5 protein-coding genes and 1 riboswitch are annotated in these 6106 nt (G+C 55.2%); all 5 genes read left to right on the top strand.

Annotation, left to right across the window (positions count from 1 at the left end):
* Positions 1-60 precede the first annotated feature (60 nt).
* The gene (gene leuD, locus EQY_RS0115890) at positions 61-666 is read left to right on the top strand and encodes a 3-isopropylmalate dehydratase small subunit (protein WP_001074488.1); all 606 of its coding nucleotides are present in this window, start codon (positions 61-63) and stop codon (positions 664-666) included.
* Between the two features lie 328 nt (positions 667-994).
* Positions 995-2650, top strand: coding sequence for a DNA-binding transcriptional regulator SgrR (sgrR, locus tag EQY_RS0115895; RefSeq protein ID WP_024212614.1), 1656 nt, complete (start codon positions 995-997; stop codon positions 2648-2650).
* Positions 2651-2683: 33 nt separating this feature from the next.
* Positions 2684-2783: riboswitch (TPP riboswitch) on the top strand.
* A 30-nt stretch (positions 2784-2813) separates the two neighbouring features.
* On the top strand, positions 2814-3797 hold the full coding sequence (gene thiB, locus EQY_RS0115900) for a thiamine ABC transporter substrate binding subunit (protein WP_024212615.1): 984 nt from the start codon (positions 2814-2816) through the stop codon (positions 3795-3797).
* Positions 3773-5383, top strand: coding sequence for a thiamine/thiamine pyrophosphate ABC transporter permease ThiP (thiP, locus tag EQY_RS0115905; RefSeq protein ID WP_000235655.1), 1611 nt, complete (start codon positions 3773-3775; stop codon positions 5381-5383). Before thiB ends, thiP begins: the two co-directional genes overlap by 25 nt.
* Positions 5367-6065 carry a thiamine ABC transporter ATP-binding protein ThiQ gene (gene thiQ, locus EQY_RS0115910; protein WP_000916306.1) on the top strand — a complete coding sequence of 233 codons (699 nt, stop codon included), beginning with the start codon at positions 5367-5369 and terminating at the stop codon, positions 6063-6065. Before thiP ends, thiQ begins: the two co-directional genes overlap by 17 nt.
* Positions 6066-6106: the final 41 nt, after the last annotated feature.

Consider the following 6106-nt stretch of genomic DNA (forward strand, 5'->3'; position numbering starts at 1 on the left):
CCGCCGCTGCCGTGACCGGACATTTCGCCGACATTCGCAACATCAAATAAGGAGCACACTATGGCAAAGAAATTTATCAAACACACAGGCCTGGTGGTTCCGCTGGATGCCGCCAATGTCGATACCGATGCGATTATCCCGAAACAGTTTTTGCAGAAAGTGACGCGCACTGGTTTTGGCGCGCATCTGTTTAACGACTGGCGTTTTCTCGATGAAAAAGGCCAACAGCCAAACCCGGACTTTGTGCTGAACTTCCCGCAATATCAAGGGGCTTCCATTTTGCTGGCGCGAGAAAACTTCGGCTGCGGTTCCTCGCGTGAGCACGCGCCGTGGGCGTTGACCGATTACGGTTTTAAAGTGGTGATTGCGCCGAGTTTCGCCGATATCTTTTACGGCAACAGCTTTAATAACCAGTTGCTGCCGGTGAAATTAAGCGATGAAGAAGTGGACGAGCTGTTTGCCCTGGTGAAAGCCAATCCGGGGATTCACTTCGATGTGGATCTGGAGGCGCAAGAGGTGAAAGCGGGAGAGAAAACCTATCGCTTTACCATCGATGCCTTCCGCCGCCACTGCATGATGAATGGTCTGGACAGCATCGGTCTGACCCTGCAGCACGACGACGCCATTGCGGCTTATGAAGAGAAGCAACCGGCGTTTATGCGTTAGTTTGTACACCGTCCGGCACTCAATCGCTAAAAAGAAAAAAGCCAGCAGGTATTCACTGCTGGCGTGGCGATTAACACCAATACTCAGTCACACATGATGTCTGCAAATCAGTAGTCAGAATCACTCCCCTCCCACTGCATCTTGTTCTTCAGGCATAGCTAAACGTTGTAGAACGCTTAACCCGCGAAGCCAGCACATCTTCTCTGTCACGATAAAATAGTGCCGCTAAAACTGACGCATGGGATACCTCATTGCTTTATCGTTAAGAATTATTGACTTAATATAGGGAAAATAAAATTGCTGACTTTTGCGCAGGAGTTCCCCTTTTATGCCATCTGCTCGTCTGCAACAACAGTTCATCCGCCTGTGGCAATGCTGTGAGGGTAAATCTCAGGAGACAACGCTGAACGAACTGGCGGAGTTATTGAGCTGCTCCCGTCGTCATATGCGCACCCTGCTCAACACCATGCAGGATCGCGGCTGGCTGACGTGGGAAGCGGAAGTCGGGCGCGGCAAACGCTCGCGTTTAACGTTCCTCTATACCGGGCTGGCGCTACAACAACAGCGGGCAGAGGATCTGCTGGAGCAGGATCGCATCGACCAACTGGTACAACTTGTCGGTGATAAAAGCGCCGTGCGGCAAATGCTGGTCTCTCATCTGGGGCGTAGCTTCCGCCAGGGACGGCACATCCTGCGCGTCCTCTACTATCGTCCGTTGCGCAACCTGCTGCCTGGCAGCGCATTACGCCGTTCCGAAACGCATATCGCCCGGCAAATCTTCAGCGCGTTAACCCGCATAAATGAGGAAAATGGGGAACTGGAAGCGGACATCGCCCACCACTGGCAACAAATTTCCCCGCTTCACTGGCGCTTCTTTTTACGTCCGGGTGTCCATTTTCATCATGGTCGTGAACTGGAAATGGACGACGTGATCGCCTCATTGAAACGGATCAATACGCTGCCGCTCTATTCGCATATTGCTGAAATTGTATCGCCGACGCCCTGGACGCTGGATATCCATCTCACGCAGCCAGACCGCTGGTTGCCGTTACTGCTGGGGCAAGTTCCGGCGATGATCCTGCCGCGTGAATGGGAAAACCTCAGCAACTTTGCCAGCCATCCCATCGGCACCGGTCCGTATGCGGTAATGCGTAACAGCGCCAATCAACTGAAAATTCAGGCATTCGATGACTTCTTCGGTTATCGCGCGCTAATCGACGAGGTTAACGTCTGGGTCTTGCCGGAAATTGCCGACGAGCCAGCCGGAGGGCTGATGCTGAAAGGACCACAGGGCGAGGAAAAAGAGATTGAAAGCCGTCTGGAGGAAGGTTGCTACTATTTACTGTTCGACAGCCGCACCCATCGCGGGGCGAATCAGCAAGTCAGAAACTGGGTAAGCTATGTGCTTTCTCCGACCAATCTGGTTTATTTCGCCGAGGAACAGTACCAGCAACTGTGGTTCCCGGCTTATGGAATGCTCCCCCGCTGGCACCATGCCCGCCCGACACATTGCGAAAAACCAGCCGGACTGGAACATCTCACCCTGACCTTTTACCAGGATCATATTGAACATCGGGTCATTGCCAGGATCATGCAGCAGATTCTGGCAAGTCACCATGTCACGCTGGAAATCAAAGAGATCAGCTACGATCAGTGGCACGAAGGTGAGATTGAAAGCGACATCTGGCTTAACAGCGCCAACTTTACGCTACCGCTAGATTTTTCGCTGTTCGCGCACTTGTGCGAGGTGCCGTTGCTACAACACTGTATTCAGATCGACTGGCAAGCCGACGCCGCCCGCTGGCGCAATGGCGAGATGAATCTGGCGAACTGGTGCCAGCAACTGGTCGCCAGCAAAGCAATGGTGCCGCTGATCCATCACTGGCTGATTATTCAGGGGCAACGCAGTATGCGCGGCCTGCGCATGAATACCCTCGGTTGGTTCGATTTTAAATCGGCGTGGTTTGCGCCGCCGGATCCATGATTGCTGGTTGATAACAAAATCACTACACTAACGCCGTTCTCAACGGGGTGCCACGCAGACGCGTGCGCTGAGAAAATACCCGTCGAACCTGATCCGGATAACGCCGGCGAAGGGATTTGAGGCTCCTTCTCAAGTCCTTTGCCACTCTTTTTTGAGGTGCAAAGTGTTAAAAAAATGTCTTCCCCTGCTGTTGCTGTGCACAGCGCCCGTTTTTGCTAAACCCGTTCTGACTGTTTATACCTACGACTCCTTCGCCGCCGACTGGGGGCCTGGTCCGGTGGTTAAAAAAGCCTTTGAAGCCGACTGTAACTGCGAACTGAAACTGGTGGCGCTGGAAGATGGTGTCTCACTGCTCAACCGTCTGCGGATGGAAGGCAAAAACAGCAAAGCCGATGTGGTGCTGGGGCTGGATAACAACCTGTTAGATGCCGCCAGCAAAACCGGACTGTTTGCCAAAAGCGGCGTGGCAGCCGATGCCGTTAACGTTCCCGGCGGCTGGAATAATGACACTTTCGTACCATTTGATTACGGCTACTTCGCCTTCGTCTATGACAAGAACAAACTAAAAAATCCGCCGCAAAGCCTGAAAGAGCTGGTTGAGAGCGATCAGAACTGGCGAGTGATTTATGAAGATCCGCGTACCAGTACGCCGGGGCTGGGTCTGCTGTTGTGGATGCAAAAAGTCTATGGCAATAACGCCCCGCAAGCCTGGCAGAAGCTGGCGAAGAAAACCGTCACGGTCACCAAAGGCTGGAGCGAAGCCTACGGCCTGTTTTTAAAAGGCGAAAGCGATCTGGTACTGAGTTATACCACCTCTCCGGCTTATCACATTCTCGAAGAGAAGAAAGATAACTACGCCGCCGCGAACTTCAGCGAAGGTCACTATCTGCAGGTGGAAGTCGCCGCCCGCACCGCTGCCAGCAAGCAGCCGGAGCTGGCGCAAAAATTCCTCCAGTTTATGGTTTCTCCGGCTTTCCAGAATGCGATCCCAACCGGCAACTGGATGTATCCGGTGGCAAACGTCGCGCTGCCTGCCGGATTTGAACAACTGACCAAACCAGCAACCACGCTGGAATTCACGCCAGCCGAAGTGGCGGCACAACGTCAGGCATGGATTAGCGAATGGCAACGCGCCGTCAGCCGTTAATTCCCGGCTGGTTAATTCCAGGCGTAAGCGCCGCCACGCTGGTGGTAGCGGTTGCACTGGCGGCGTTTCTCGCGCTGTGGTGGAACGCGCCGCAGGGTGACTGGGCGACAATCTGGCAGGACAGCTACCTGTGGCATGTGGTGCGCTTCTCCTTCTGGCAGGCGTTTCTCTCGGCGCTGCTCTCTGTCGTGCCCGCGATATTCCTTGCCCGCGCGCTCTATCGCAGGCGCTTTCCGGGTCGGCTGGCGCTGTTACGTCTGTGCGCAATGACCTTGATCCTGCCGGTGCTGGTCGCCGTTTTCGGCATTCTTAGCGTCTATGGTCGCCAGGGCTGGCTGGCATCACTCTGGCAAACGCTTGGTCTGGAATGGACATTTTCCCCCTACGGCCTGCAAGGCATTTTGCTGGCGCACGTATTTTTTAATCTGCCGATGGCGAGCCGTTTATTACTTCAGGCGCTGGAAAATATTCCCGGCGAGCAGCGCCAGCTTGCCGCACAGCTTGGGATGCGCGGCTGGCACTTCTTTCGTTTCGTCGAATGGCCGTGGTTACGGCGACAAATCCCGCCGGTTGCTGCGCTTATCTTTATGCTCTGTTTCGCCAGCTTCGCCACCGTGCTGTCGCTGGGCGGCGGGCCACAGGCGACGACTATCGAACTGGCAATCTATCAGGCGCTGAGTTACGACTACGATCCCGCCCGCGCGGCGATGCTGGCGCTGATCCAGATGGTGTGCTGCCTTGGGCTGGTGCTGTTGAGTCAGCGATTAAGTAAGGCCATTGCGCCCGGCACCACGATGCTGCAAGGCTGGCGCGACCCGGACGATCGTCTGCATAGCCGCATTTGCGACACTGTGTTGATTGTGCTGGCGCTGCTGCTGTTGCTGCCACCGTTACTGGCGGTCATTGTTGATGGCGTGAATCGCCAGCTACCGGAAGTGCTGACGCAACCGGTGCTGTGGCAGGCGCTGTGGACCTCGTTGCGTATTGCGCTGGCAGCAGGCGTATTGTGCGTGGTGCTGACCATGATGCTGCTGTGGAGCAGTCGCGAACTGCGGGCGCGGCAAAAAATACTGGCGGGTCAGGCGCTGGAGATGAGCGGCATGTTGATCCTCGCCATGCCGGGTATTGTACTGGCAACGGGTTTCTTTTTGCTGCTCAACAATACGACTGGCCTGCCACAATCTGCTGACGGCATTGTGATTTTCACCAATGCGTTAATGGCGATCCCTTACGCGCTGAAGGTGCTGGAAAATCCGATGCGCGATATCACCACCCGCTACAGCATGTTGTGTCAGTCGCTGGGCATTGAAGGCTGGTCGCGCTTAAAAGTGGTCGAGTTTCGCGCGCTGAAACGCCCGCTGGCGCAGGCGTTGGCCTTTGCCTGCGTGCTGTCGATTGGTGATTTTGGCGTGGTGGCGTTGTTCGGTAACGACGATTTCCGCACCCTGCCGTTTTATCTCTACCAGCAAATTGGCTCTTATCGCAGCCAGGACGGTGCGGTCACCGCGTTAATTCTGCTGCTGCTCTGTTTTCTGCTGTTTACCGTGATTGAAAAACTACCGGGGCGAAATGTTAAAACTGACTGATATCACCTGGCTTTACCACCATTTGCCGATGCGTTTTAGCTTAACGGTGGAACGCGGCGAGCAGGTGGCGATCCTCGGGCCAAGCGGCGCAGGTAAAAGTACCCTGCTGAATTTGATCGCCGGTTTTCTGACGCCAGCCAGCGGTTCGCTGACTATCGACGGCGTTGAGCACACCACGACGCCGCCGTCACGCCGTCCGGTGTCAATGCTGTTTCAGGAAAACAACCTGTTCAGTCACCTGAAGGTAGCGCAGAACATCGGGCTGGGGCTAAATCCGGGATTGAAGTTGAACGCGGTACAACAGGAGAAAATGCACGCTATCGCCCGTCAGATGGGGATTGATAATTTAATGGCGCGGTTGCCTGGCGAGCTTTCCGGCGGTCAGCGGCAGCGCGTAGCGTTAGCGCGTTGTCTGGTACGCGAACAGCCGATTTTATTGCTTGATGAACCGTTCTCCGCGCTCGATCCGGCGTTACGTCAGGAGATGTTGACGCTGGTGAGCACGAGCTGCCAGCAGCAAAAAATGACGCTGTTGATGGTATCGCACAGTGTGGAAGATGCGGCGCGGATCGCCACGCGCTCGGTGGTGGTCGCCGACGGGCGCATCGCCTGGCAGGGTAAGACTGATGAGTTGTTGAGCGGTAAGGCGAGTGCTTCGGCGCTGTTGGGAATTAAAGGTTAAAAGCGCACGGACAGTCCCCTCGCCCCTCTGGGGAGAGGGTT

Origin of the sequence: Escherichia sp. TW14182 (genome assembly GCF_000208525.1) — a bacterium.
In the GTDB taxonomy this organism is placed as follows: Bacteria; Pseudomonadota; Gammaproteobacteria; order Enterobacterales; family Enterobacteriaceae; genus Escherichia; species Escherichia ruysiae.